This is a genomic window from Bradyrhizobium sp. 147, assembly GCF_023073935.1.
GTDB lineage: Bacteria > Pseudomonadota > Alphaproteobacteria > Rhizobiales > Xanthobacteraceae > Bradyrhizobium.
Genome location: NZ_JADPKL010000115.1, coordinates 24,722 through 46,735 on the forward strand (window position 1 = coordinate 24,722; position 22,014 = coordinate 46,735).

The 22,014-nt window shown below is 65.1% G+C and carries 19 protein-coding genes and 1 pseudogene; 14 read left to right on the forward strand and 6 right to left on the reverse strand.

Translation table 11 applies throughout. The features are described 5' to 3' along the window. The first annotated feature begins 259 nt into the window (after positions 1-259). From IVA87_RS28055 to IVA87_RS28070, 4 genes are read left to right on the forward strand one after another with little or no spacing between them, the layout of a single operon-like run. Positions 260-2,023, forward strand: coding sequence for an ABC transporter ATP-binding protein (locus IVA87_RS28055; protein WP_247303077.1), 1,764 nt, complete (start codon positions 260-262; stop codon positions 2,021-2,023). A gap of 58 nt (positions 2,024-2,081) precedes the next feature. Further along, positions 2,082-4,286 (forward strand): amylo-alpha-1,6-glucosidase, encoded by a 2,205-nt coding sequence (locus IVA87_RS28060; protein ID WP_247303075.1) that lies wholly within the window; start codon positions 2,082-2,084, stop codon positions 4,284-4,286. A gap of 23 nt (positions 4,287-4,309) precedes the next feature. Further along, positions 4,310-4,828: a PRC-barrel domain-containing protein gene (locus IVA87_RS28065; protein WP_247303073.1), complete on the forward strand. Its 519-nt coding sequence runs from the start codon at positions 4,310-4,312 to the stop codon at positions 4,826-4,828. Between the two features lie 23 nt (positions 4,829-4,851). Then, positions 4,852-6,168 carry an MFS transporter gene (locus IVA87_RS28070; RefSeq protein ID WP_247303071.1) on the forward strand — a complete coding sequence of 439 codons (1,317 nt, stop codon included), beginning with the start codon at positions 4,852-4,854 and terminating at the stop codon, positions 6,166-6,168. A 3-nt stretch (positions 6,169-6,171) separates the two neighbouring features. Here the strand turns inward: IVA87_RS28070 and IVA87_RS28075 are convergent. Next, positions 6,172-6,337 (reverse strand): annotated as a pseudogene (locus IVA87_RS28075) (MFS transporter); the annotation flags it as partial. 127 nt (positions 6,338-6,464) lie between these two features. On the opposite strand from IVA87_RS28075, the gene IVA87_RS28080 reads away from it, so the two are divergent. Further along, positions 6,465-7,412, forward strand: coding sequence for an oxygenase MpaB family protein (locus IVA87_RS28080; protein ID WP_247303069.1), 948 nt, complete (start codon positions 6,465-6,467; stop codon positions 7,410-7,412). Between the two features lie 128 nt (positions 7,413-7,540). Here the strand turns inward: IVA87_RS28080 and glgA are convergent, their stop codons facing one another. Further along, the gene (glgA, locus tag IVA87_RS28085; protein ID WP_247303067.1) at positions 7,541-8,956 is read right to left on the reverse strand and encodes a glycogen synthase GlgA; all 1,416 of its coding nucleotides are present in this window, start codon (positions 8,954-8,956) and stop codon (positions 7,541-7,543) included. 181 nt (positions 8,957-9,137) lie between these two features. On the opposite strand from glgA, the gene IVA87_RS28090 reads away from it, so the two are divergent. From IVA87_RS28090 to IVA87_RS28125, 8 genes are all read left to right on the forward strand, one after another. Next, the gene (locus tag IVA87_RS28090; protein ID WP_247303064.1) at positions 9,138-10,334 is read left to right on the forward strand and encodes a CaiB/BaiF CoA-transferase family protein; all 1,197 of its coding nucleotides are present in this window, start codon (positions 9,138-9,140) and stop codon (positions 10,332-10,334) included. A 132-nt stretch (positions 10,335-10,466) separates the two neighbouring features. After that, positions 10,467-12,002 carry an ABC transporter substrate-binding protein gene (locus IVA87_RS28095; RefSeq protein ID WP_247303062.1) on the forward strand — a complete coding sequence of 512 codons (1,536 nt, stop codon included), beginning with the start codon at positions 10,467-10,469 and terminating at the stop codon, positions 12,000-12,002. Positions 12,003-12,009: 7 nt separating this feature from the next. Continuing rightward, on the forward strand, positions 12,010-12,960 hold the full coding sequence (locus IVA87_RS28100) for an ABC transporter permease (protein ID WP_247279274.1): 951 nt from the start codon (positions 12,010-12,012) through the stop codon (positions 12,958-12,960). Beyond that, a complete protein-coding gene (locus IVA87_RS28105; protein ID WP_247303059.1) occupies positions 12,947-13,819 on the forward strand; it encodes an ABC transporter permease in 873 nt (290 codons plus the stop codon). Before IVA87_RS28100 ends, IVA87_RS28105 begins: the two co-directional genes overlap by 14 nt. Continuing rightward, positions 13,816-14,808, forward strand: coding sequence for an ABC transporter ATP-binding protein (locus IVA87_RS28110; RefSeq protein WP_247336151.1), 993 nt, complete (start codon positions 13,816-13,818; stop codon positions 14,806-14,808). The genes IVA87_RS28105 and IVA87_RS28110 overlap by 4 nt, the downstream gene beginning before the upstream one ends. After that, on the forward strand, positions 14,805-15,776 hold the full coding sequence (locus IVA87_RS28115) for an oligopeptide/dipeptide ABC transporter ATP-binding protein (protein WP_247303056.1): 972 nt from the start codon (positions 14,805-14,807) through the stop codon (positions 15,774-15,776). Before IVA87_RS28110 ends, IVA87_RS28115 begins: the two co-directional genes overlap by 4 nt. An 82-nt stretch (positions 15,777-15,858) precedes the next feature. Then, positions 15,859-16,926 carry an alcohol dehydrogenase gene (locus IVA87_RS28120; protein WP_247303054.1) on the forward strand — a complete coding sequence of 356 codons (1,068 nt, stop codon included), beginning with the start codon at positions 15,859-15,861 and terminating at the stop codon, positions 16,924-16,926. 110 nt (positions 16,927-17,036) lie between these two features. Further along, on the forward strand, positions 17,037-18,116 hold the full coding sequence (locus IVA87_RS28125; RefSeq protein ID WP_247336155.1) for an isocitrate/isopropylmalate dehydrogenase family protein: 1,080 nt from the start codon (positions 17,037-17,039) through the stop codon (positions 18,114-18,116). A gap of 34 nt (positions 18,117-18,150) precedes the next feature. On the opposite strand, the gene IVA87_RS28130 is transcribed toward IVA87_RS28125, so the two are convergent. The 4 genes from IVA87_RS28130 to IVA87_RS28145 form a co-directional block, all read right to left on the reverse strand. Continuing rightward, entirely contained in the window at positions 18,151-18,429 is a 279-nt protein-coding gene (locus tag IVA87_RS28130) for a hypothetical protein (RefSeq protein WP_247303050.1), read from the reverse strand. Positions 18,430-18,533: 104 nt separating this feature from the next. Continuing rightward, complete coding sequence (locus IVA87_RS28135) at positions 18,534-19,355, reverse strand: enoyl-CoA hydratase (protein ID WP_247303047.1); 822 nt, start codon at positions 19,353-19,355, stop codon at positions 18,534-18,536. Positions 19,356-19,652: 297 nt separating this feature from the next. Further along, positions 19,653-20,024: a helix-turn-helix transcriptional regulator gene (locus tag IVA87_RS28140; protein ID WP_014497036.1), complete on the reverse strand. Its 372-nt coding sequence runs from the start codon at positions 20,022-20,024 to the stop codon at positions 19,653-19,655. 26 nt (positions 20,025-20,050) lie between these two features. Beyond that, complete coding sequence (locus tag IVA87_RS28145; RefSeq protein ID WP_247303045.1) at positions 20,051-21,100, reverse strand: LysR family transcriptional regulator; 1,050 nt, start codon at positions 21,098-21,100, stop codon at positions 20,051-20,053. Positions 21,101-21,501: 401 nt separating this feature from the next. Here IVA87_RS28145 and IVA87_RS28150 point away from each other — a divergent pair, with 401 nt between their 5' ends. Further along, positions 21,502-21,849 carry a hypothetical protein gene (locus tag IVA87_RS28150; RefSeq protein ID WP_247303043.1) on the forward strand — a complete coding sequence of 116 codons (348 nt, stop codon included), beginning with the start codon at positions 21,502-21,504 and terminating at the stop codon, positions 21,847-21,849. The last annotated feature ends 165 nt before the right edge of the window (positions 21,850-22,014 follow it).

Genomic DNA, 22,014 nt, shown 5'->3' on the forward strand with positions numbered 1-22,014 from the left:
GCGATCATGTATTGAAAACCCCCCGCCTGTACGGCACCGGCAATGCCAGACAAGGGAACGTTCCCGCACCTGCGAAGTTCCTTCCTCCGAACGTTACATATTCGACACGTCAGGGGGACGTCTCGATGCTGCCACTACATCTTCTCAGATCGTCCGTATCCGCATGTCGTGATCGCCGGGCCCGGGAACCGAGGCGAAGTGGTCGCTGTTCACTCGACCAGTAACGAAATGAAAACCAGCATAACGGGGCGATAGCCATATGGATCAGCTTTCTGGATACGCGCGCAGGCCATTTGCCTTTGTCTTGCGCTACCTCCGGCGTCGTCTCGCGTCACACCTGGTGATCCTGACGGCTGTCGTGGCAGCCGTTGCCTGCTCCGTGGGCACCCAGTACGGCGTCAAATCGCTGGTCGACAGCCTGTCCGCCGGACCATCTCATGGCGGCAGCGTATGGCTGGCATTCATTCTGCTCATGTCACTGATCGCCGCCGACAACTTCCTGTGGCGGATCGCGAGCTGGACGGCGAGCTTCACCTTCGTCCGGGTCACCGGTGATTTACGTCGCGACATATTTCGTCATCTGACCGGCCACGCCCCGAGCTATTTCTCCGATCGCATGCCGGGCATGCTGACGAGTCGCATCACGGCGACTTCCAACGCGGTGTTCACGGTCGAGAACATGTTCGTCTGGAACGTGCTGCCGCCCTGCATTGCCACAATTGCGGCAATCATGCTGATCGGAACCGTGAGTCCGTATATGGCGCTGGGCCTGATCGTGATCGCCGGCGGCATGGTGGTCGCGATGTTCCACCTGGCCGCCGCCGGCAAGCCGCTGCATGATGATTTCGCCGACAAGGCCGCGGTGGTCGACGGCGAGATGATCGACGTGATCAGCAACATGCCGCTGGTGCGCGCCTTCTGTGGCATCAGCCACGAGCATGAGCGGTTCGACGCGACGGTGAATCGGGAGCTCACCGCGCGGGGCCGCAGCCTGCGGTATCTGGAGAAGCTGCGGATCACGCATGCCGGCGTGACCGTCGTGCTGACCGTGGCGCTGATGGCCTGGGCGATCACGCTGTGGCAGAAGGGCGAGGCGACCACCGGCGACGTCGTGCTGGTCTGCACCCTCGGCCTGTCCATTCTCAATGCAACGCGCGATCTCGCGGTGGCGCTGGTCGACGTGACCCAGCACGTCGCGCGGCTGACCGAGGCCATCGCCACCCTGCTGGTGCCGCACGAACTGCGCGATCACCCCGAGGCCGAGCCTCTGGTCAAGAGCGGCGCCGCGATCGCGTTCAATAACGTCACCTTCGGCTATCCCGGCGGCGAGAAGATTTTTGAGCGGTTCAGTCTACGCTTGCAACCCGGCCAGCGCGTCGGCCTGGTCGGCCAGTCCGGCGGCGGCAAATCGACCCTGTTCACGCTGCTGCAGCGCTTCTACGACGTCGACGAGGGTAACATCACCATCGATGGCCAGGACATTTCCAAGGTGACGCAGCTGAGCCTGCGCGAGGCGATCTCAGTTGTGCCGCAGGACATCTCCCTGTTCCACCGCTCCATCCGCGAGAACATCCGTTATGGCCGGCCGAACGCCACCGACGACGAGGTGCTGCGCGCGGCGATCGCGGCGCGTTGCGATTTCGTCGAGAGCTTGCCGGAAGGTCTCGATACCATGGTCGGCGACCGCGGTGTGAAGATGTCGGGCGGCCAGCGCCAGCGCATCGCGATCGCGCGCGCCTTCCTCAAGGACGCGCCGATCCTGCTGCTCGACGAGGCAACCGCAGCGCTCGACAGCGAATCGGAGGAGGCGATCCGCGAGGCACTGTCGCGGCTGATGCGCGGCCGCACCGTGGTTGCGATCGCGCATCGCTTGGCGACGCTGCGCAATTTCGACCGCGTGGTCGTGCTCAAGGCCGGCAAGATCATCGAGGACGGCGCGCCCGACCGGCTGATGCAGGGTCACGGCCCCTACCGTGAGCTGGTGACGCAGGAGATGAGCCGGCTCGCGAAGGTCGCCGCGTAGATCGAGCAGTCACATTCGCGTTGGTTGCGTTTCGAATCAAGGCGCAGGGGAGCAGCTCATGGCAGCCGAAACCGTAACCCAGATCATTTCCGTGTCCCAGACGGTGGAGGCCGTCGCGGAGCAGACGTTCTACATTCCGATGACGGGACCCGCCGCCCGGCCGCGGCGGTCCCTCAAGCACGACGATACCTTTATCGTGCTCGACAGCCACGGCGACATCGGCGCTTCGGCGGGCGGGCCGGACGGGCTGTTTCACTCCGACACGCGCTACCTGGCGCGGCTGGAGCTCGTGCTCGACGATCTTCAGCCGCTGCTGCTCGGCTCGAACCTCCGCGACGACAATTCGGCGTTGACGGTCGATCTCACCAATCCCGACATCTATCGTCAGGGCCGCCTCGTGTTCCAAAAGGATCTGCTGCACATCGTGCGCACGATCTTCCTGTGGCGCGGTAGCGCTTATCAGCGCATCGGCGTGCAGAACCACGGCGACGCACGCGCCAGCTTCGAGCTGACGCTGCTGTTCGACAACGACTTTGCCGACCTGTTCGAGGTCCGCGGCGAGCGGCGCCCGCGCCGTGGCACCGGTACGAGCCGCTTGTTAGGTCCGACCGACGTGCTGTTCGAGTATCGCGGCCTCGACGAGGCCGAGCGCATCACTGGGCTGCATTTCGATCCGCGTCCGACGCGGCTGTCGGTCAATGCTGCGACTTGGCAGCTCGAGCTCGACCCGCACGAGGCCAGATCGCTGTTCGTTGCCGTCTCTTGCAACCGGCCGGTGACGGAAAAGCCGGCGCGGTTCTTCCCGGGCCTCTTGGCGCACCGCCGCGAGATGCGGCAGTCGACCATGGGCGCCGCCAGCATCGAGACCTCCAACAACATCTTCAACGAGGTGCTGTGCCAGGCCATGGCCGACCTCAACATGCTGATGACGGAGACGCCGCAAGGGCGTTATCCCTATGCCGGCATTCCCTGGTACTCGACGACGTTCGGTCGCGACGGCCTGATCACCGCGCTCCAGATGCTCTGGGTCGATCCGCGCGTCGCCAAGGGCGTATTGCGGCGCCTTGCGCATTTCCAGGCGAAGGCGGTCGATCCGCTCGCCGACGCCGCGCCCGGAAAGATCCTGCACGAGATGCGCGGCGGCGAGATGGCGGCGTTGGGCGAGGTGCCGTTCTCCCAATATTACGGCAGCGTCGATTCGACCGCGCTATTCGTCCTGCTCGCGGGAAGCTATTTCGAACGTACCGGCGACGAGGCCACGTTGATCGAGCTGTGGCCGGCGATCGAGGCCGGGCTCGCCTGGATCGACGGCCCCGGCGATCCCGATCAGGACGGTTTCGTCGAATACCAGCGCGCGACGGAGAAAGGACTCGCCAACCAGGGCTGGAAGGATTCCTACGACGCGATCTTCCATGCCGACGGCCAGCTCGCGGAAGGCAATATCGCTCTCGCCGAAGTCCAGGGCTACGTCTACATGGCCAAGCAGTCGGCGGCGCGCTGTGCCCTGCAGCTCGGCAAGCCGGACCGCGCGCGCCAGCTCGAGGCCGAAGCCAAGGCGCTGGCCGAGCACTTCGAGAAGGCGTTCTGGTGCGAGGAGCTCGGCACTTATGCGCTCGCCCTCGACGGCAAGAAGCGCCCCTGCAAGGTGCGGACCTCGAATGCCGGGCAGGTACTGTTCAGCGGCATGATCCGCGAGGACCGCGCCCGTCTGGTCGCAGCCGATCTAATGCGGCCGCATTTCTATTCGGGCTGGGGCATCCGCACCGTCGCGCAAGGCGAGGTCCGCTACAACCCGATGTCCTATCATAACGGGTCGATCTGGCCGCACGACAACGCGCTGATCGCGCTCGGGCTCGCGCGCTACGGCCTCAAGCATTCGGTGGCCCATGTCTTCAAGGGGCTGTTCGACGCGGCGACCTATATGGATTTGCGTCGGCTGCCCGAATTGTTCTGCGGCTTTCGGCGCGAGAAGCGGCGCGGCCCGACGCTGTATCCGGTCGCCTGCGCGCCGCAGGCCTGGGCCAGCGCGACGCCGTTCACGTTGCTGGAGGCGGCGCTCGGCATCGAGTTCGACGTGGCGCGCGGGGAGATTCGCCTGCGCAATCCGCATCTGCCGGCGTTCCTGAACGAGGTGATCCTGCGTGATGTGCGGCTGGGCGAGTCCAGCGTGGATCTGCGCGTCAGCCGCCATGCCGATGACGTGGCGCTGGAAGTGTTGCGCACGCGCGGCCAGATCCAGGTCTCGATCGTGCTGGCGCGCTAGCGGCGTGCCGTGAGGAGGGTGTGATGCGTGCTATCGGAGCGCTGATCCTGGGCATAGCCATCGTCGCGGGCCTGGCGGCTGCGCCCTCGCGCGCCGCGGAGGATCAGCCCGCGAGCCAGAGCGAAGCGAATGCGCCGCCGGCACAGCCGCCGGCCTCGACCGTTCCGGTCACCCCGAAGGATGCCGCCCCGCCGCCCTCGGTGACCATCATCGGCGCGAGCGAAGCGCATGGCGTCCTTGGCCGCGACGTGCGCAGCGCCGCCGGCGAAGACATGGGCCGTATCGTCGACGTCATCGTCGATCGCACCGGCCATGTGCGCGCGGCGGCGATCGATTTCGGCGGCTTCCTCGGCGTCGGCAGCCGTAAGATCGTGGTGGACTGGAACGCGCTGCGCTTCGGCAAGATCGCCAACAAGAAGGACAGCATCACGCTGGAATTGACCAAGGCGCAGGTCGCGGCTGCGCCGGAATACAAGGAAGACACGCCGATCGTGGTGCTCGGCGCGTCCGGCAGCCTTCAACCGCTGCAAGCGATTCAGTGAGGTGCCCGGAGGGCTGACCGCCTGTGCTGTTGTCGAGCAAGCCGAAACATGCAGATCGCGACGCCCCGGTTGAGCAGGACCACGCCGCCGCGCTATCGGCTGCAGGTCTTCCGGCACCGTCGCGTCAGAGCCTGCGCGGGCTCGACTGGTTCATCTTCTTCCTCGCCGATGTGCAGACCGGATTCGGTCCGTTCATCGCGGTTTACCTCACGACGCAGAAATGGACCCAGGTCGAGATCGGCCTCGTGCTGTCGATCGGCGGCATCGTCGCCCTGATCGGGCAGATGCCGGGCGGGGCAATCATCGATGCGGCGAAATCGGAACGGCTGGTGGCCGCGCTTGCGATTGCCACCATCGGCTGCTGCGCGCTGGCCTACGCCGCGATGCCGATCTTCCCAGTGGTGGTGACCGCCGCCACCCTGCATGCGATGGCGAGCTGCGTGCTGGGGCCGGCGATTGCCGCGATCAGCCTCGGCCTGGTCGGTCCGCTCGCGATCGGCGAGCGTCTTGGCCGCAATGCGCGCTTTGCCTCGCTCGGCAACGGCGTCGCGGCGGCGGTAATGGGTACCGCCGGCTACCTGCTGTCGAGCCGCTCGGTATTCCTGGTCACCTTCCTGCTCGCGATCCCGACCCTGATCGCGCTTTCGCGCATCCGCGAGCACGAGGTCGACATCGCGCGCTGTCACGGTGAGATGCCGCCTGAGGCAGCCGATCGCGGCGACACCAATGTCTGGCACCTGATCCGGCAGCGTCCGCTGATCGTGTTCGCGCTGAGCGTGCTCTTGTTGCAGCTCGCGAACGCGGCGATGATGCCGCTGATGGCGAGCGCGGTGACGGCGCGGTCGAGCCAGTGGGCGACGGTGCTCGTCGCCTTTTGCATCGTCGTCCCGCAGGCGATCGTGGCGCTGCTGTCGCCGACGGTCGGGCGCAAGGCACAACTTTGGGGCCGACGGCCGCTGCTCCTGATCGGATTCGGCGCGTTGACGATTCGCGGTCTGCTGTTCGCAACCGTGCGCGATCCCTATCTGCTCGTGCTGGTGCAGGTGTTCGATGGGCTCACCGCGGCCGTGTTCGCGGTGATGATTCCGCTGATCGTCGCCGACGTTGCCTTCGGCAGCGGTCACTTCAACCTGGCGCAGGGCATCGTCGGCACCGCGACCGGCATCGGTGCGGCCTTGAGCACCGCGCTTGGCGGCTATGTCAGCGACAAGTTCGGCAACGCCACCGCCTTCATCGGACTGTCCGGGGTTGCCGCGACGGGGCTTCTGCTGATTCTGTTCGTAATGCCGGAGACGCGGCGCGCGGGTATGACTGCAGCAGCGGATCGTCCATCCTGGTGATACTCAATTCGTCGCTGGCGTAGCGCCCACGCCGGCCACGCAACCGTGCCAGCCGAAAGCATCGAACGACCGCCAGCACGGCCGTGCCGACCAGTCCGCCACAGAAATAGCAGGCAAGATAGGTGCCGCCGGCGATGCCGCTGTTGTCCGAGGCCGCCTGTCCGACGAAGCGGATATGGACGCACTGCCGATTGCGGCGGACTGAGAGCCTTGTTGGTCATTGTTTTGCGCAATGGCGATTTCGCAGGCGCGCGGTCCGGGCTATTGTCGCCATGTCTTCGTCGCGAGGCTTGCAATTGGTTGGTGAAAAAGATCTGGAGGCATCGCTCGATAGGCTGCGCGCGAACGCAGCGGGACCGGTCGCCGGCGTGTTCGGTCCGGCCTCGCTGACCTGGCAGATCGACCGGGAGGCCGTAATCTTTCTCGGCGCCGGCCGCGCGCTGCTGCTGCAACTGGCGCATCCTTGGGTCGCGGCGGCGATCGCCGAGCATTCGCGCACCCTTGCCGATCCGATCGGCCGCTTCCATCGCACTTTCGACATCGTCTTTACCATGGTGTTCGGCTCGCTGGACCGGGCGCTGCGGTCGTCCCGGCAGTTGCACCGGCGCCACAGCATGATCGTCGGCGAGATGCCCGACACCGTCGGGCCGTTCGCGGCCGGCTCGCGCTACTGCGCCAACGACATTCCCTCGCTCCGCTGGGTCCATGCGACGCTGGTCGAGACCGCACTGATGGCGCATGATCTGGTGCTGCCGCCACTCTCGGCGGAGGAGCGCGAGCGCTATTGGAGCGAGGCCCGGCTTTACGGCGCCCTGTTCGGATTGACGGGGGATGATCTGCCGGCGGACTGGTCGGGCTTCGCAGCCTACACCAAGGCGATGGCGCAGTCGGATACGCTGACCGTCAGCCCGGCGGCGCGCGAGATCGCCGAGCAGATCTTCAGCGGCGCCCGTCCCTGGTTGCGGCCGCCGCGATGGTACCGCGCGCTCACGGCGAGGATGCTGCCGGAACGCTTGCGGGCCGGCTTCGGATTTGAGCTCGATGAGCGGGACATCAGAACTGCCGATCACGCGCTGAAATGGATACGGCGTGTCTATCCGAGATTGCCCGACAGGCTGCGCTATGTCGGGCCCTATCAGGAGGCGCAAGCGCGGCTGCGCGGCGAGCCGCAACCCGATTGGCTGACCCGATGCCTCAACAGAGCCTGGATCGGGCGGCCGCAGATGGATGTGCGGGGGCAGTAGAGCCTCAAAAGCCAGGCCTGTCCGGTCGTCCGTGCCGTTCACGGGGTGCCGTTATCCTCCATCATTCCGGCGGTACGATGGATTCCGGGCTCGCGCCAAAACCCGCGCCCCGGAATGACAGCGTCGCCTCACACCGCCGCCAGCTTCCGGTACAGCGCGCTGTAGCTGCCGGCCGAGATGCTCCAGGAGAACGATCGTCCCATCGCGCTGCGGCGCATGGTATCGAGCTGGTCCTGCGCCATGAACGCCTCGAACGCGCGGCGGACGCCGCCGAGGAAGGATTCACGCGAGGGTCTTGAGAACAGGAAGCCGGTCTCGCCGTCAGTGATGGTTTCGGCAAGGCCGCCGGTCTGGTGTCCGATCGGCAGCGAGCCGAAGCGCTGCGCGTACATCTGGCTGAGCCCGCACGGCTCGAAGCGTGAGGGCATCAGGGTGAAATCGCTGCCGGCGAAAATACGGCGAGCCTGGGCGTCGTTGAAGCCGATCACGACCCCGATGGCGTCGGGGCGGCGCCGGTGCGCGTCGATCAAGGCTTGCTCGAGCGCCGGCTCGCCGGAGCCGGTGACCACGATCTGCCCGCCGGCGTCGACGATCTCGTCGGCGGCCGACAGCACGAGGTCGATGCCCTTCTGGTGCACAAGGCGGGCAACGATGCCGAACATGGGACCGCGTGAGACCGCAAGCCCGAATTGCTTGCGCACGTAGTCCGCATTCGCTTTCTTGCCGACCCAGTCGCCCGCGCCGAATTGCTGCGCGAGCTGTGCGCAGGAGCGTGGGTCCCAGCTCTCGTCGATGCCGTTGAGGATGCCGGTGAGCTCGGCCGCGTCGGAGCGGACGCGAAGCAGGCCTTCGAGGCCGCAGCCGTATTCGGCCGTCGTGATCTCGCGCGCATAGGTGCCGCTGACCGTGGTGAGGTGAGACGCATAGACCAGCCCCGCCTTGAGGAAGGAGACCTGGTCGTAGAATTCGACGCCGTCAATGTGGAACGAGCTCTCCGGAGCGCCGATCCGCCGCAGCGAGTCCTTCGGGAAGAGACCCTGATAAGCGAGATTGTGGATGGTCAGGATCGACGGCAGCTTGGCGCCGCGCCAGGCGAGATAGGCCGGCACGAGCGAGGCCTGCCAGTCGTTGGCATGGATCAGGTCTGCTGCCCAATTCTTGTCCAGCGTGCCCATGGCCAGCTCAGCGGCGGCCGAGGCAAGGCGCGCGAAGCGGATGTCATTGTCCGGCCAGTCGCGCCCGGATTCGTCGCCATAGGGATTGCCGGGTCGGTCGTAGAGCTGTGAGCACAACAGCACGTAGACCGGCAGGCCATCCTTGGTCGCGGCCCGTCCGAGCGAGCAGGCCGGCATCTCCGCAAATGCCGGACAGCGGCCAACGATTTGAATGTGCGTGAGTTGCTCGATGATGTCGCGATAGCCGGGCAGCATGATCCGGATATCGGCAAAGGAGCGAAGGGCGCGAGGAAGGGCCGCGGAAACGGCGCCAAGTCCGCCCACGCGGACGAAGTCGTCCATCTCTGTCGTGACGAACAAGACCCTCAAGAACAGCTGCCCTCTGCCGAGCCCGCTTGCCTCTATGCAAGAACGGGTCCAGTTGCCGTCACATTCAAATCCCCGCCCACGCGGCCTGTCCGTTCGGTAAAGACTTTCCTACTCAGCCGCCGCCCTCTAGGGTCGGCGCATCAACAACAAAGAACACTGAAGGTTCCATGGGGCTCCGCGGATGCAGCTAGCAGATAAGCATGGGGGAAAGACGACAAAGGCCTTCGCGGGCCTGCGGGTCCTGGATTTTTCGACCACGATTGCCGGTCCCCATTGCACGCGGATGCTCGCCGACATGGGCGCTGAGGTCATCAAAATCGAGACCGATGGCGGAGAGACGATGCGGACCCGACCGCCGCTCCGCAAGGGTTGCAGCACCACGTTCGGCCAGCTCAATGTCGGCAAGAAGAGCGTGGTGCTCGACCTCAAATCCGAGGACGGCAAGGAGGCGGTGCGCCGGCTGGCCACAACCGCCGACATCCTCGTCGAGAACTTCCGCCCGGGGGTGATGCGCCGGCTGCGGCTCGACTACGACAGCATGCGTCAGATCAACCAAAGGCTGATCTACTGCTCGATCTCCGGCTACGGCCAGACCGGGCCGTCGGCCGAACTGCCGGCCTATGCGCCGGTGATCCATGCGGCCTCGGGCTACGACATGGCGCATCTTGCCTACCAGCCCGGTCGCAGCCGTCCCGACTATTGCGGCATCTACCATGCCGACGTCGTCACTGGCACCTACGGCTTCGGCGCGATCGCGTCTGCGCTCTATCAGCGCACCGTTACGGGCCTTGGCCAGCATATCGACGTTTCCATGCTGGAAACGATGCTGTCGCTGACGCTGACCGAGTTGCAGAGTTCGCAATTCGCCGTGAAGCCGCCGCCGCGCCCGATGTTCGGGCCGACGGAGACGGCCAGCGGCTACGTCATGATCACAGTCGCCAGCGAGAAGACGTTTCGAGGTCTGATGGAGGTGATCGGCCGCACCCAATGGATTTCCGATCCGCGCTTTTCGACCTACGCCGCGCGCCGCGAGAACTGGGCCGAGATGATGGACGGCGTCGAAGCCTGGTCGCGGCAGCTCACGACCGATGCATGCCTTGCCGCGCTCGGCGCGGCCGGCGTCCCGGCCTCGGCCTATCGCACCGTGTCCGAAGCGCTGGCCGATCCGCAGCTCGCGCACCGGCAGGCGCTGTCCGAAGTGCGGGATGAAGGCGGCTCATTCCAGGTGCTCAATTTGCCGTTCCGGATGTCGGGCGCGGAGACCGCGCCAGCCAAGACGATGGCCGTGCTCGGCGAGCATACGGATGCGCTGCGCGCCGAGATCGGTCTTGCGAGCGATGCACCAATTCCGTCAGGCAAAACGGCCGCAACGCGCTGAACGCAACGCGCCGCGACATGCGGCGCTCGAACTCTCGTGCGTTCCTCTTGCCGTGGCGGACATTTGTCGCCAATCTTGCTCCCGAGTCATTCAACGATCCGAAACATCGGACGAGGGATCCTGGGAGGAACCATGACGAAGGCGGCTGCAGTCGCACGCAAGCGCGTGCCGATTTTCCTCGTCGCGGCATTTGCTCTGGCCGCGCCTGCGCAAGCGCAGAAATCGGGCGGCAGCATCACCGTCGGACAGGAGCTGGAAATTGCAGGGTTCGACCCGCTCAAAGTCGGCGTCTACGACACCTCCACCTTCACCGCGGCCGCCGCAATCTTCGACACGCTGACGACGCTCGATGAGAAAGGGCAGGCCGCGCCAAAACTGGCGGTGTCCTGGACCCATTCCGATGATTACAAGAGCTGGACCTTCAAGCTGCGCCAGGGCGTGAAATTCCATGACGGCACGCCGTTCAACGCGCAGGCTTTCAAGGAGAATTTCGACCGGCAGAAGGACCCCGCCAACAAGTGCCGCTGCGCCTTCTACATCACCAACGTCAAGGAGGTGCTGGCGCCCGACGAGTACACCATCGTCTATAATCTTACCGATCCGGCCGTGAACCTGCCGGCGACGATAACCATCCAGAGCCAGAACAACGTCGTGCATTCGCCGACGGCCTGGAAGACCAAGGGCGACGACTATAATCGCAATCCCGTCGGCACCGGCCCCTACATGCTGAAATCCTGGACTGCGGGCGACCGCATGGTGCTGGAAAAGAACCCCAACTACTGGGACAAGGGCCGCCCCTATCTTGACCGCATCATCCTAAAGCCGCTGCCGGACGCGCAGTCGCGCTTCGCTTCGCTGCAATCCGGCGAGGCCGACATCATCTGGGACGACGAGAACGACGCCGACAACATCATGAGGGCGCAGAAGGATCCCAAGCTCACCGTGCACACCTACAAGGGCTCGGGCGCGCAGGTCTATGCCTTCAACACCAAGGTTGCGCCGTTCGACGATGTCCGCGTGCGGCAGGCGCTGGTGATGGCGATCGACCGTCCAAAAATGTCGCAGGCGATCAGCAACGGCCTGAGCCGGCCGGCGAGCAATCCCTATGGCGACGGCTCCTGGGTCAAGTGCAAGGACGACGGTGCGCTGCCGTTCGACGTCGAGAAGGCCAAGGCGCTGATCAAGGATTATGGCAAACCGGTCGAGTTCAAGATGCTGGTAACCGCGACGCCGCGTGGTCGCATGATCGGCCAGGTGCTCCAGCAGTTCTGGAAGCGCGTCGGCGCCAACATGGAGATCGAGCAGGTCGACCAGGCCACCATTCCGTCGCGCGCCTTCGCCCGCCAGTTCCAGCTGACGCCATGGCGCATCGTCGATCTCGCCGATCCCGATCCGCAGATGTACGCCAACTTCCGCAGCGGCAGCCCACTCGCGCTCGCGGGCTTTTCAGATCCCGAACTCGACCGGCTGCTCGATCACGCCCGCGTCACCGCTGATCCGGCACAGCGCACCGAGGATTATTGCGCGATCAGCCGCCTCATCAACAAGGAGGCGATCTGGTTCTGGACGTTCCAGAACACCTATTACGCGCTGTCGAGCGCCAAGCTGAGAGGCTTTCCGAAAATCTACAACGGCGTGATCGACGTCTCGAGCACCTGGCTGGAATGAAAGCGCGATGCTGAACTTCGTCGTTCGGCGGCTCCTTGCGATCCTGCCGGTTCTGCTGGCCGTCTCGTTGCTGACCTTCCTGATCGCATCGCTGCTGCCGGGCGATCTCGCTTTGGTCATCCTCGGCGACCAGGCGACGCCGGAGAACGTTGCGGCACTGCGCCGTGACATGGGGCTCGACCAGCCGCTGTGGTGGCGTTACCTGAGCTGGCTCGGTCATGTCTTGCAGGGCGATCTCGGCCGCTCCTTCCGCACCGGGCAGACGGTGCTCCAGGCAGTGGCCGAGCGCATCCCGGTCTCGCTCCAGCTAATGCTGATGGCGGAGTTCATCGGGCTCCTGATCGGCGTGCCGCTCGCGATCGCCTGCGCTGCGCGCGCCGGCGGCGCCTTCGACCGCTTTATGACCGGCAGCGCCTTTGCCATGCTGTCGATGCCGTCCTTCCTGACGGCGATCCTCCTGATCTATCTGTTCGCGGTCGAGCTGCACTGGTTGCCGGCGACCGGCTATGTGCCGTTCACGGAGGCGCCGCTGGCCAATCTGCGCTTCTTCGTGCTGCCCGCGCTGACGCTGGCGCTGGCGGAATGGCCGGGCATCATGCGCGTGCTGCGCTCCGACATGATCGCGACCTTGCAGGAGGACTATATCGCGTTGGCCAAGGCCAAGGGCCTCAAGCCAGCGCGCATTCTGTTCGTGCATGCGCTCAAGCCGTCGTCGCTGACGCTGGTGACGGTGACCGGAATCAATATCGGCCGCTTGCTCGGCGGCACGCTGATCGTGGAATCGATCTTTGCGCTGCCTGGCATCGGCCGGCTGCTGGTCGGCGCGATCTATACCCGCGATCTTGTCATCCTCCAGGGTGTGGTGCTGCTGGTCGCCTGCGGCTTCGTGCTCGTGAACTTCATCGTCGATATGCTTTACGCCGTGCTCGACCCCAGGATCCGCCATGGCCACGCTTGAGCTCTCGATGCAGGACGATGCGACGTCCGCGCCCGTTCGCGGCAGGCATAAGCTCGGCCTGCTGTTTTGGCTCGCGAGCGGCTGGCTCGCGATCGTTGTTGCGCTCGCGATCCTCGCGCCGGTGCTGCCGCTGCAGAACCCTGTAGACATGGACATGCTGGAGCGCCGCGCGGCGTTCTCCGGAGAGCACTGGCTCGGCACCGACGGGCTCGGCCGCGACGAGTTCGCTCGCCTGATCTTTGGCGCGCGGGTGTCGCTGACAGTCGGGCTGATCGCGCCGATGATCAGTCTCGTTTTCGGCGGCGCGCTCGGCCTGCTCGCCGGCTATTTCCGCGGCCGGTTCGAGACGCTGGTGGTCGGCAGCATGGACGTGCTGCTGGCCTTTCCGCCGCTGATCTTCGCGCTGGCCGTGACTGCCTATCTCGGCCAATCCGTCCCCAATCTCACCTTGATCCTCGGCGTGCTCGGCATTCCCGCCTTCATGCGGGTGGCACGCGCGGCGACGCTGACGCTGGCGCGGCGCGAATTCGTGATTGCAGCAGAGGCGCTCGGCGCCAGCCATGCCCGCATCATCTTGCGCGAGCTGCTGCCGAACGTGATCCTGCCGCTGCTCGCCTTCTTCCTGCTCGGTGTCGCCGTCACCATCGTGGTCGAGGGCGCGCTGTCCTTCCTCGGTCTCGGCGTGCCGCCGCCGATGGCGAGCTGGGGCAGCATGATCGGCGAAGGACGCGACAGTCTCGACGTCGCGCCGCGGCTCGCCTTCTTGCCGGCGGCGGCGCTGTTCCTGACCGTCCTGGCCTTCAACCTCGTCGGCGATACCTTGCGGGCGCTGACCGACCCGCGTCAGGGGGCATTGTGAGCGTGCCGCTCCTGAGCATCGAGCACGTCGCGGTCGAGCTGCCGACACCGCGCGGCAATCTGCGTGCTGTGGATCACGTCGACCTGTCGCTGGCGGCCGGCCGCACGCTCGGCATCGTCGGTGAGTCTGGCTGCGGCAAGACCATGCTGTCGCGCGCGGTGCTGCAGCTGCTGCCGAAGAAGGCGAAGCTCACCGGCCGGGTGATGTTCGACGGTGAGGATCTGGTGCGGCTCGATGCGGAACGGCTGCGGCGCTTGCGTGGGCGCGATCTCGCGGTCGTGTTCCAGGATCCGATGACCTCGCTCAATCCGGTGCTCACCATTGGCACCCAGCTGATGGAGACGATCCAGGAGCATCTCGAGCTGGATGCCCCGGCGGCACGGAAGCGCAGCATCGAGCTGCTGGCCGCTGTTGGCATTCCGGCACCGGAGCAGCGGCTCGCGCAATACCCGCATCAATGCTCCGGCGGCATGCGCCAGCGCATCGCGATCGCGATCGCGCTGTCCTGCGAACCGAAGCTGCTGATCGCGGATGAGCCCACCACGGCACTCGACGTGACCATCCAGGCGCAGATTCTCGATCTCCTGGCGCGTGAGCAGCGCCGCCGTCATATGGCGATGATCATCATCACCCATGATCTCGGCGTCGTCGCCGGCCGCGCCGACGAGGTCGCCGTGATGTATGCGGGCAGGGTGGTGGAGCGCGCACCGACGTCGGCGCTGTTCAAGCGCATGCATATGCCCTACACCGAGGCGCTGCTGGGGGCGATTCCGAAGTTGGACACCGCGCCGCATACGCTGCTGCCTGCGATCTCCGGCCGTCCGCCGGACCCGATACGGCCGCTGCGTGGCTGCTCCTTTGCGCCGCGCTGCCGCTATGCCGCGGGGCGCTGTCACGAGGCCAAGCCCGAACTAAAGAGCGCGGAGATGCCGGAGCATCTCTATGCCTGCTTCCATCCGATCCGGATGGCCGAGGGGATCGGCGCATGATGCAGCTTGCCGTGCGCCCCGAGCCGCTGCTGAACGTCGACAATCTCGTCGTCGAATATGGTCTCGGCAACAAGACGGTGCATGCCGTCTCCGGTGTCAGCTTCCAGGTCGCGCGCGGCGAGACGCTGGGGCTGGTGGGTGAATCCGGCTGCGGCAAGTCGACGCTGGGGCGCGCGGTCCTGCAATTGCGTCGCGCCAGGTCCGGGCGGGTGATGTTCGACGGCCAGGATCTGACGGCGATGGAGGGCGAGGCGCTGCGCAAGATGCGCCGCCGAGTGCAGCTGATCTTCCAGGATCCGATCGCCTCGCTCAATCCGCGCCGGCGTATCGGCGACATCGTCGCCGAGCCGCTGATCATCGCCGGCGTCAAGGATGCCGCCGAGCGCAAGCGGCGCGTTCACGAGGTGCTCGTCGCGGTCGGGCTCGATCCCGATATCGTGGCGGGCCGTTTGCCGCATGAATTCTCGGGCGGGCAGTGCCAGCGCATCTGCATCGCGCGGTCGCTGGTGCTCAATCCTGAGTTCATCGTCTGCGACGAACCGGTCTCGGCGCTCGATGTCTCCATCCGCGCGCAGATTCTCAATCTGCTGGAGGAGATGAAAGCGCGCTTTGGCCTGACGCTGCTGTTCATCGCGCATGATCTCGCGGTGGTCAAAGCCGTCAGCGACCGCGTCGCGGTGATGTATCTCGGCCGGCTCTGCGAGGTCGGGCCGTCGGAGCAATTGTTCGCAAGGCCTGCGCATCCCTACACGGACCTGCTGTTGCGGGCGATCCCGGTGCCGGATCCGGACGTGCGTCCCGCCGAGAGTGTGGCGACCGGCGAGCCGCCATCGCCGATTGCGCCGCCGTCCGGCTGCCGCTTCCGCACCCGCTGTCCGCGCGCCGATCAGCAATGCAGCGCACAGATACCGGAGTTGCGCGAGGTCGCAATCGGCCAGTTCGTGGCTTGCCATCATCCGCTGGCCTAAACTAAGACGGCTTCGGGGTTTGTCTCGTCGTGTCGGCCATGGCATGGTGGCGCGACAACAAGAACATGCCGGGAGGATGTCGATGAAGAGCTTCAAGGTCGCCGATTTCAAGGCGCCGCTGCAGGAGTTCGACCAGCCCACGCCGCAGCCGTCGGGTACCCAGGTGCTGATCAAGGTCAAGGCGGCCGGCGTCTGCCACAGCGACCTCCACATCTGGGAGGGCGGCTACGATCTCGGTCACGGTCGCAAGCCGCTGTCGCTGAAGGACCGGGGCATCAGTTTGCCGCTGACGATGGGCCACGAGACGGTCGGCGAAATTTTGGCGTTCGGTCCCGACGTGAAGCCGACCGACCAGGGCGACCTCAAGCTCGGCGATGTCGGCCTGGTCTATCCGTGGATCGGTTGCGGCAAGTGCGCCACCTGCCTCGGCGGCGACGAGAACATGTGCCTGACGCCGCGCTCGCTCGGCGTCTATTGCGATGGCGGTTATGCCGATCACATGCTGGTGCCGCATCCGCGCTATCTGCTCAATCTCCGGGGGCTCGATCCCGCGACAACCGCCCCCTACGCCTGCTCGGGCGTCACCACCTACAGCGCGCTGAAGAAGGTCGAGCAGCATTTCGATACGCCGATCGTGATGTTCGGCGCCGGCGGCCTCGGCCTGATGGCGCTGTCGCTCTTGAAAGCGATGGGCGGCAAGGGCGCGATCATGATCGACATCGATGCGAAGAAGCGCGAGGCGGCGGAAAGGGCCGGTGCGCTCGCGACCGTCGATCCCAAGGCGCCGGATGCGCTGGAGCAACTCGCCAAGAAGGCGGGCGGGCCGATCCGCGCCGTGATCGACCTCGTCGGCAACGCCGCGACGACGCAACTCGGCTTCGACTGTCTGACCAAAGGCGGCAAGCTCGTCATCGTCGGCCTGTTCGGCGGCGGCGCGACCTGGGCGCTGCCGCTGATTCCGATCAAGGCCGTGACGATCCAGGGCAGCTATGTCGGCAATTTGCGCGAGACGCAGGAACTGCTCGATCTGGTGCGGACGAAGAAAGTGGCACCGATCCCGGTGACGCCGCTGCCGCTCGCCAGGGCCAACGACGCGCTGGCGCAATTGCAGCAGGGCGCGGTGGTCGGACGCACCGTGCTGACGCCGTAGTTTCAAATCGTCGTTCCGGGGCGATGCAAAGCATCGAACCCGGAACCTCGAGATTCCAGGTTCGGTCCTGCGGACCGCCCCGGAATGACATCCCTGGATCAGGAACGTCCATGTCCGCAAATAACGCCTTCCACATTGCCGTGCTGGCCGGTGACGGCATCGGTCCAGAAGTCATGGCGCCGGCGATCGAGGTGCTGCGCAGGATCGAGCAGAAATCGGATTTGAACTTCCGCTTCACGGAGGCCCCGGCCGGCGCCAACAATTATGTCGCGACCGGAAAGTCGATGCCCGACACTACGATCAAGCTGTGCGAGGAGGCGGACGCGATCCTGCTCGGTGCCTGCGGGCTGCCGTCGGTGCGCTATCCCGACAACACCGAGATTGCGCCGCAGATCGAGCTACGCTTCATCTTCGATCTCTATGCCGGCGTGCGTCCGGCGCGGCTCATTCCGGGCGTGCCGAGCCCGATCGTCGGCGCCGACCAGCGCGGCATCGATCTCGTCGTGATCAGGGAATCGACCGAAGGCCTGTTCGCCTCCGTGGGCAAGGGCATCGTCACCCATGAGGACGCGCGCGAGATCATGGTGATCACGCGCAAGACGTCCGAGCGCCTGTTCGAGTTTTCGTTTCGCCTTGCCGAGCGGCGCAGGGCGCGCGGCAAGCCCGGTGCGCTCACCTGCGTCGACAAGGCGAACGTGTTCAAGGCTTTTGCCTTCTTCCGCGGCATCTTCGACGAGATTGCCAAGACGCATCCGGAGGTGAAGACCGACCGGCTCTATGTCGATGCCTGCTCGGCGATGCTGGTGAAGCGTCCCTGGGAGTTCGACGTGATGGTGATGGAGAACATGTTCGGCGACATCGTCTCCGACATCACCGCGAGCCTGATCGGCGGCCTCGGCATGGCGCCGTCGGCCGATATCGGTGACAAATACGCCGTGTTCCAGCCCTGCCACGGCACCGCCCCCGATATCATGGGGCAGGGCAAGGCCAACCCCACCGGCATGATCTTGTCGGCGGCAATGATGCTCGACTGGCTCGCCGACAAGCACGGCGTCGAGAGCGCGGCGGAAGCGGGCGAAACGATCGAGCGCGCGGTGGATCAGATCTATGCCGGCGGCATCAAGCCGATGGAGTTCGGCGGCAGCAACGGCACCGCCGATATCACGAAGGCGGTCCTGGGCGCGCTGTAGTCAAAGAAAAGGGGCCCGCGGGGCCCCTTGTCGTTCACCAGCGGTGCCAATAGCGGTGACGCCAGCCCCACGGACGCGGACCGTAGAAGCGCGGACCGCCGTAAAAACCGTAGGCGCGATAATAGTTCGGACGCCACCAGCAGCGGCCCCAGGGGTTACAGACCCAGCGCACCTGTTCGACTTCAGCGGCCGGGCCGCTGGCAATCTTGTCCGCCTGCGGAATGCCGTTCGGCATTGCCGCGAGCGCAGGGCCCGAGGCGAGCGCCGCACCGCCCAAGGCAGCCAGACCAAGAATAGCAAATTTGAGTGTCATCGCAATCTCCCTCGTTGGTGGCGGGAGAACTTTCGACAGATCAACTGGTTGCTGCTGCATCGAATTGCGCGAGGAATTTAATCTTCCTGAACGTCGGTTCAGCTTCAGCGCCCCTGGAACTTGGGCCTGCGCTTTTCCATGAAGGCCTGCCGGCCCTCGCGAAAATCCTGGGAGTCCATGCAGGCGTTGCCGATCGCCTTGATCGTGTCCATGTCGCGCTGGCTCTCGTCCTTCAGAATTTGCGCGATGGTGATCTTGGCGGCCTTGATTGCGAGCGGCGCGTTTTCGGAAATGGTCTGCGCGATTGCCATGGTCTCGCCCCAGAGTTGATCATCGGGGATCACGCGCTCGACGAGGCCGATGCGCAGCGCCTCGGAGGAATCGATGCGCATGCCCGTGTACATCAACAGGCGCGCCCAGGACGGGCCCACCAGCGACACCAGGTGCCGCAAGCCGTCGTAGCCATAGGCGATGCCGAGCCTGGCCGCGGGAATGCCGAACTCGCTGTCGTGCGAGGCGATGCGGATGTCGGCAAGCATCGCGACCTGCATGCCGCCGCCGAGGCAAAAACCCTGGATGCAGGCGATGGTCGGCTTGGGATAATCAGCGAGCAGCGCGCGCTGGGCGGCGCTGCGCTTGGCGTACTGCTCGGACGCCGCTGCGTTGTGCCGCGTCTTCTCGAACTGGCTGATGTCCGCGCCCGACACGAACGCCTTGCCGCCGGCGCCGCGGAGGATCACGACGCGCACCGTCTCGTCGTCGCGCAGGCTGGTCAGCGCCTCGCCAAATCCCTCCCACATCTCCAGCGACATCGCGTTGCGTTTGTCGGGATTGTTGAAGGTGATCACGCCGACGCCGCCGGTCGTGTGCTTGAGGATCTTGCGGCCGGCGTAAGCCGTTTCTGTCGTGTCGGTCATGTCGGACATCGCGCGCTCGCTGGTCGTTGACGAGGCAATGTGCGGCGCGGGCGCCGCCGCGGTCAACCGGGTAGGGCGAGGTGTATTGCATCCGCCTGTGCCGCGATCGCATGGCGCGGCGAGGTGTCGGCAAAAGCCGCGGGCGAGTGGCAGTAAGTGCCATGAAAAAAGGGCGGTCATGCCGCCCCGAGAAGGCCGCGCGCACCCCGCGCGGGCTCAGATACGCCAATCCGCTCGTTCAATCCGGCCGCGCCCCGCGACGCGACGGATTGAACATCGGCCGTTGAGGCCAGAGCGTCGATCGAATCAGGCTTCGTTCGCTGCGATCGATTCCATCAGCGAGACGAGCTGACGCTGCACCGTCTGGTCCTTGATCTTGCTGTAGGCGCGCAGCAGCCGGAGGCTGAAGGCGCTGTCGAGGAAGAGCAGGCTCTCCACTTCCCGCGCCTTGTTGTCGCCGTCATAGAAGAAGGTCACGGGCACGTCGAGGGCGGTGGCGATCTGCTGAAGCCGAGCCGCGCCGACGCGATTGACGCCCTTCTCGTATTTCTGGACCTGCTGGAAGCTGACGCCAAGCTTCTCGCCGAGCTCGGCCTGCGAGATCTTCATCTCGACGCGCCGCAGACGGATCCGCTTGCCAAGCTCAATGTCCGGCTTGCCGGCACTGCGCTGCTTCATTCTCTTCGCCGCTGTTTTCATACTTCTCACCGTTGTTCTTCGGTTGAAAATCCCCCGAAGAGCTGGGTCAGGGGTTCGCCCATATACGAGTCGTTGAATTCATGCGGATGCACGAACTCTTCCTTAAACCACGGGAAGCGGGCCGGATTGAAAGCCTCGATCAGCCAGTCAATCATGTGCCGCACGCGGGGAATCCGGCCGCTACCGGGATGGTAGGACAGCCAGATGTCCAGAGGTCGGTTCAGCTCGACCTCCAGTGGAATCAACTTCCCGCCAAGCGCAATGGCGTAGCTCGGAAATACGCCGATTCCGGCGCCATTCGCGACCGCCCAGTAATTGGCGCTCGAGACGTTGGTCTTCATGACCAGAAGGTCGCGCTCCGACACGCCCGGGAAGAAGCTCTCGAAAGATTCCTTCGCGGCGAGCTGGTCGGCGAATTGCAGCACCAGGCGGTGCTTGATCAATTCGGCTGCCGAGCGCGGCGCGCCATGTTTTGCGATGTATTTCTCCGAGGCCCAGAACATCAGATGCATACGGCCGAGCCGCACCAGCTTGACGTCGAGCGCCGAGGGACGCGACAGATGGATGGCGACATCGGCCTCGTGGCGGGAGACGTCGGCCGAACGCATCGCGCAATGCAGGTCGACCAGGATCTTCGGATAGGCTTGCTGGAATTCAACCAGCCGCGGTGCGAGCCAGAACGTCCCTAGTCCCTCGGTGACGGCGACGCGGACTTCGCCGGACAGGGCGTTGGCCGTCGAATCGCTGGTCCGCAGCACGTCGAAGGCCGCCGCCTCCATGCGCTCGACGGCGGAGACCACCGTCGCGCCTTCGTCGGTCAGATGGGTGCCGTGGACGTCGCGGGTGAACAGGGTGGTGCCGGTCTGACGCTCGAAATCATCGATCCGGCGACGGACGGCGTTGATCGACAGCGACAGGCGTTCGGCCGCCGAGCGGAAACTTCCACATCGGACGACTTCCAGGAATATGCGGGCCGCGTCCCAATCGGAGAGGCCGCTGATATTTGTGTTTGGGCGTTCTTCCAGCGGAACGCCCCTTTCCGCCAAGGAGTGCATACAATTCCCTTCGGTTTGCTAAACTGGCAGAATCTGGCGCAAACTACAACCACGGCGGGTTGCGGGGTGATGAGTTTTGAACGTCATCCTTACTGCGACGCGAGCGGTATTTGAGTGCTGCCGGGGTTGGGAATCGGGCAGACTGTTGCTCGTTTGAGGGGTCATCGCGTGAGTTCCGTTGCGAGCCTTGAGATGGCTGCGGGATTGTCGGAGCTGTCCGCAGTGGTCGTTCATGCGCGCGAGCCGTTGCCATCATCCCGGATGGATCAATCGCTGCACACCAGACGTTTGGTCCCGGATCGCTCCGGCGGTTGCCGCTGGCGTCGTGGCACGATGTTGGCGGGAACCGCCGTTTCACCGCAGAAGCACACTGAAATCGTGTTCAGAGGCTCAGAGGCCTCATGTTATCGTTGTCGCTCCACGGGGGCCGAAGGGGTCGTCACAACCACGTCTCGCAGGCCGATTTAACGGAAAGAACGCCGGTGTCGCATTCAGACGAACAGTTGCAGTCGGTGCTGGAAACGCTCGAGGAGTGCCGCAGGGTTCTCAATGCGAGCAACAGCCGCGAGTCGGCCGAGCTGCTGTCCATTGTCATTCTCGACGTCAGGATGAAGCTCAAAGGCATTGACGATGCCGATCTCAAGGCATTGTGCGACGAAATGCTGCGGAGCGCTGCGAGCGAACCGCATTCCCCTTCCAAGCAGACGCAGGTCCAGCCCCGGCGTCCGCTGCTCCGCGTGGTGAAGTAGCCGCGCCGCCGAGTCTCGCTTTTCGGCGAGATTTGAGCGCATCCCGATGCCGCACCTGTGATCAGAGACGGCATCGGGAGGAGCCCTGGATTCGCGCGCCTCTGTTGCGCATTCTCAGCCATCGGTTACACCAGAGCCGGTTCGGCCCTGGTCCGCGCGCGTTCC

Excerpts from the sequence above, each read along its gene's own strand:
- IVA87_RS28055 (WP_247303077.1), top strand. The coding sequence starts at position 260 with ATGGATCAGCTTTCTGGATACGCGCGCAGGCCATTTGCCTTTGTCTTG.
- IVA87_RS28060 (WP_247303075.1), top strand. The coding sequence starts at position 2,082 with ATGGCAGCCGAAACCGTAACCCAGATCATTTCCGTGTCCCAGACGGTG.
- IVA87_RS28065 (WP_247303073.1), top strand. The coding sequence starts at position 4,310 with ATGCGTGCTATCGGAGCGCTGATCCTGGGCATAGCCATCGTCGCGGGC.
- IVA87_RS28090 (WP_247303064.1), top strand. The coding sequence starts at position 9,138 with ATGCAGCTAGCAGATAAGCATGGGGGAAAGACGACAAAGGCCTTCGCG.
- IVA87_RS28095 (WP_247303062.1), top strand. The coding sequence starts at position 10,467 with ATGACGAAGGCGGCTGCAGTCGCACGCAAGCGCGTGCCGATTTTCCTC.
- IVA87_RS28100 (WP_247279274.1), top strand. The coding sequence starts at position 12,010 with ATGCTGAACTTCGTCGTTCGGCGGCTCCTTGCGATCCTGCCGGTTCTG.
- IVA87_RS28105 (WP_247303059.1), top strand. The coding sequence starts at position 12,947 with ATGGCCACGCTTGAGCTCTCGATGCAGGACGATGCGACGTCCGCGCCC.
- IVA87_RS28115 (WP_247303056.1), top strand. The coding sequence starts at position 14,805 with ATGATGCAGCTTGCCGTGCGCCCCGAGCCGCTGCTGAACGTCGACAAT.
- IVA87_RS28120 (WP_247303054.1), top strand. The coding sequence starts at position 15,859 with ATGAAGAGCTTCAAGGTCGCCGATTTCAAGGCGCCGCTGCAGGAGTTC.
- IVA87_RS28125 (WP_247336155.1), top strand. The coding sequence starts at position 17,037 with ATGTCCGCAAATAACGCCTTCCACATTGCCGTGCTGGCCGGTGACGGC.
- IVA87_RS28130 (WP_247303050.1), bottom strand. The coding sequence starts at position 18,429 with ATGACACTCAAATTTGCTATTCTTGGTCTGGCTGCCTTGGGCGGTGCG.
- IVA87_RS28135 (WP_247303047.1), bottom strand. The coding sequence starts at position 19,355 with ATGTCCGACATGACCGACACGACAGAAACGGCTTACGCCGGCCGCAAG.
- IVA87_RS28140 (WP_014497036.1), bottom strand. The coding sequence starts at position 20,024 with ATGAAGCAGCGCAGTGCCGGCAAGCCGGACATTGAGCTTGGCAAGCGG.
- IVA87_RS28145 (WP_247303045.1), bottom strand. The coding sequence starts at position 21,100 with ATGCACTCCTTGGCGGAAAGGGGCGTTCCGCTGGAAGAACGCCCAAAC.
- IVA87_RS28150 (WP_247303043.1), top strand. The coding sequence starts at position 21,502 with ATGTTATCGTTGTCGCTCCACGGGGGCCGAAGGGGTCGTCACAACCAC.